Genomic DNA, 3704 nt, shown 5'->3' with positions numbered 1-3704 from the left:
GATCAGGGGCGATGCCGCGGAGGGACTGACGATCTGCACCTTCCACGCGCTCGGCCTGAAGTTCCTGCAGATCGAACATGCCGCGGTGGGTCTGAAGCGCGGCTTCTCGATCTTCGATGCCGACGACGCCCATGCACAGGTCAAGGACCTCATGTACGGCGCCAAGCCCGACGACGTGGAGGCGGCCAAGAACCTGATCTCGCGCGCGAAGAACGCCGGCCTGTCTCCCGAAGAGGCACTGGCGGAAGCACGCACCAACCGCGAAAAGGACGCGGCGTTGCTGTACCAGCGCTATCAGGACCGCTTGACCACCTTCAACGCGGTGGATTTCGACGACCTGATCCGCCTGCCGGTGCAGATCCTGGAGAACAGCCCCGAGATCACCGCGGCCTGGCGCGAGCGCATCGGCTACCTGCTGGTCGACGAATGCCAGGACACCAACGACGCGCAGTACCGCCTGCTGAAAGCGATCGCCGGCGAGCGCGGCGATTTCACCTGCGTGGGCGACGACGACCAGAGCATCTATGCGTGGCGTGGCGCGAACCCCGACAACCTGCTGCAGATGGCGAAGGATTATCCGGCGCTGCAGATCATCAAGCTGGAGCAGAACTATCGCTGCAGCAATCGCGTGTTGCGCGCCGCCAATGCGCTGATCGCCAACAACCCGCACGAGCACCCGAAGGCGCTGTGGAGCGACCAGGCCGACGGCGAGCGGATCCGCGTCTGGGAATGCCGCGACAACGAGCATGAGGCGGAGAAGGTCGCGGCCGAGATCTCGTTCGTGCACGCGTCGAAGAGCGCGGCGTGGAGCGACTTCTGCATCCTGTTCCGCGGCAACCACCAGTCGCGCGCGCTGGAGAAGGCGCTGCAGTTGCTGCGCATTCCCTATCACCTGACGGGGGGCACGGCGTTCCTGGAGCGCCAGGAGGTGAAGGACGCAATGTCGTGGCTGCGCCTGCTGGTGAATCCGGACGACGATGCTGCCTTCCTGCGCGCGGTGCAGTCGCCCAAGCGCGAAGTCGGGGCCACATCGCTGGCCAAGCTGGCTGAAATGGCGCAGCACGCCCACCTGCCGCTGTCGCGCGCCGCCGAATCGATGGGCGCGCTGAAGGCCCTGCCGCCGCGGGCGGCAAACGGCCTCAGCGCCTTCGTCGATGTCGTGCGCGATCTGCGCCGGCACGCCGAGGAGCTGCCGCCGGCGGACCTGGTACGGCGCTTGAGCGAGCGTTCGGGCCTGCTGGCGGACCTGCGCTCGCAATGCAAGGACGAAGCCTCGTTCCAGCGCCGCCGCGCCAACCTGGACGAGCTGGCGGACTGGTTCGAGGGCGGCCCGCGCGGCAGCTCGGCCGGCGATCTCGCCGCGCAGCTCGCGCTGCTGTCGCGCAACGACAAGGACGACGGCGGCAACCAGGTGCGGTTGATGAGCCTGCACGCGGCCAAGGGCCTGGAGTTCCGCTACGTCTTCATCGTCGGCTGCGAGGACGGCACGCTGCCGCACGAGACCAGCGTGGAGGAAGGCAACCTGCAGGAAGAACGGCGCCTGATGTACGTGGGCATCACGCGGGCGAAGGAGCAGCTCTGGCTGAGCCACAGCCGCGAGACGCGCCGCTTCGGCGAGCGCCTGCGACTGCAGCCCAGCCGTTTCATCGACGAGCTGCCTGCCGACGAACTGCAGCGCGACGGGGCGGACCCGGTCGCGGATGCCGAGCGAAAGAAGGAACGCGCCAGCGCGGGGCTGGCCGCGATCCAGGCGATGTTCGACTGACGCCGCGCAACCGCCGGGCGAGACGCGGTAGGCTTGGCCGGCACCCCTCGGAGCATCGACGATGACGCGCAACAGCCGGATCTGGTGGCTGGTGGGTTTCCTGATCGCCTTGGTCGGCGTGGGCTTCCCGTACTGGCGGGCGCCTTCCGCGATGACCGCGCTGCCCGGCGCCTTTTATGGGCCCGGCCTGGCTGCGGTCGGCGTGGTGGCGATGATGCTGCGCGCGTTCGGCACCGGCCGCTTCTTGCCGCTGTGGTTGCTCATCGCGGCCGCCGCACCCGCGGCGGTGGTGGTGCGCATGCTGGTCGGCGATGTCGCCGGCACGCCGGTGTCCTGGCCACGGGAGTTGTTGATCGCATCGGTGCTGGGGCTCGCGGCCTCGCTGGCAGGTACGCTCATCGGCAGCCTGTTCCTGCTGCGCAGCAGCCGTCGACCCACGTGATTCCGGCGGAGGTGCTGCGATGACCGCGACGCTCTCGACCATTCGTCAGATCGCCATCACGGTGAGCGATGTCGATGCAGCCCTGGCGTTCTACCGCGATGCGTTGGGCCTGGTCTTCCTGTTCCAGCCCGCCCCGACGCTCGCATTCCTGCAGGCGGGCGATGTGCGCCTGATGCTGACCACGCCCCAGGGCGCAGGCGCCGTGGGCGCCAACTCGATCCTCTACTTCAGCGTGCAGGATATCGCCGCGACGCAGGCCACGCTCGTGGCACGCGGCGCCACGGAAGAGCGCCCTCCGCAGATGGCCGCCCGGATGCCGGACCACGAGCTATGGACCGGCTTCCTGCGCGATCCGGATGGCAACCTCGTGGGGTTGCTGGAAGAGAAGCGCTAGCGCGTCCTGTACTGGCTCATCGCACCAGAGCGGGGGGCTCGCGGGCGGGCTCGACGGGCGCCGCTTTGGGCGGTATCTCAGGCAACGACGGTTCTGCGCGCGCGRCAAGTTCCCTTGCGACATCGGCCTGGAACTGGCGCGCCCACGGACCACTCAGATATTCGCTGACGACGGTCGCCATCGGGTCGCCTCCCCTCACCGCACCTGCGCGCGACACGCGCTCCACAAGATCATTTAGACCGGGCCAGGTGGAACGGTCGCCGGGTTCGGGAAGCGATCGTTCACCGGCCTTGTCCATCGTCGGTGGCGATACCCCGGTGCGGCGCTCGAATCGGGCGTCAAGGACTTCGTCGATCGGCTCCTTGCGGTTGCAGTCGTCGACCACGGCCCGCCGGCACAGCCGCTCCGGCGCCAGCGTGTCCACCTGGTCGCGGATGCCGTCGCGGTCGTAGCCGCGCGTGCCGTACAGACCGCCCAAGTGCTGATCGGAGCGATGGATCACGTACTGGTCGGGATCGGTTGGAAGCGGACGCTTCTCAAGATAAGGCGTATCGCTGAGGCGATTGAGGAATTCGACACCGAGGTTGTGGCTGAGAGTACCGAGGCCGTTGCGCAGGTACGTATCACCGATGTTGCTGTGGCAGCCGAACACCACAGCGTGATAATTGCGGTTGTCTTCACTGAATCCGGGAAGCACATGCTCGCTGTACGGGAAGAGGTCGCGACGTTCGTGCTGAGCGGTGATCTGGAAGGTGGAAAGGGTCGAGGGTGGAAGGCGGCGATCATGCTCCTCTACACCGGTAGGTACGGGATCGAAGAGCAGCGCCACTTGCGCGGTCTTGCCGGGTTCGACCAGCAAGGGGCGGTTAGCGTACTCGACGCCCACGACGAGCCCTTCATCGTCTCGCTTGATCCTCGCGCCTTGGGGATCGCGGATGCCCCGCTCGTGGACCATGCGCTGCAATGCAGCGATGCCCTCGGCTCCCCGACTGAAGCCAACACCCGCCACCCGAATCTGCGCCTCGGGATCTTCGTCCAGCCACTTCTTGGCCTGATCGCAGAATTGCAGATAAGCCGTTTCAACCCGGTCATCAAACGTATGA

3 protein-coding genes and 1 pseudogene are annotated in these 3704 nt (G+C 67.1%); 3 read left to right on the top strand and 1 reads right to left on the bottom strand.

Going from position 1 to position 3704, the window contains the following annotated elements; genetic code table 11:
• From AC04L7_RS14365 to AC04L7_RS14355, 3 genes are all read left to right on the top strand, one after another.
• Positions 1-1765, top strand: a 1765-nt coding sequence (locus AC04L7_RS14365; protein ID WP_475513258.1) for a 3'-5' exonuclease, incomplete at its 5' end; no start/stop codon positions are given.
• 61 nt (positions 1766-1826) lie between these two features.
• A complete protein-coding gene (locus tag AC04L7_RS14360; RefSeq protein WP_436000748.1) occupies positions 1827-2207 on the top strand; it encodes a hypothetical protein in 381 nt (126 codons plus the stop codon).
• Positions 2208-2226: 19 nt separating this feature from the next.
• Positions 2227-2601: a VOC family protein gene (locus tag AC04L7_RS14355; protein ID WP_436000750.1), complete on the top strand. Its 375-nt coding sequence runs from the start codon at positions 2227-2229 to the stop codon at positions 2599-2601.
• 16 nt (positions 2602-2617) lie between these two features.
• Here AC04L7_RS14355 and AC04L7_RS14350 read toward each other — a convergent pair.
• Positions 2618-3704, bottom strand: a pseudogene (locus AC04L7_RS14350) (hypothetical protein); the annotation flags it as partial.

The organism is Pseudoxanthomonas sp. LjRoot204_2 (assembly GCF_056175765.1).
The sequence above is the reverse complement of the archived record's forward strand: the minus strand, read 5'-3'. Positions and strand labels throughout refer to the sequence as shown.

Coding starts and splice junctions, on each gene's coding strand:
- AC04L7_RS14360 (WP_436000748.1), top strand. CDS start 1,827: ATGACGCGCAACAGCCGGATCTGGTGGCTGGTGGGTTTCCTGATCGCC.
- AC04L7_RS14355 (WP_436000750.1), top strand. CDS start 2,227: ATGACCGCGACGCTCTCGACCATTCGTCAGATCGCCATCACGGTGAGC.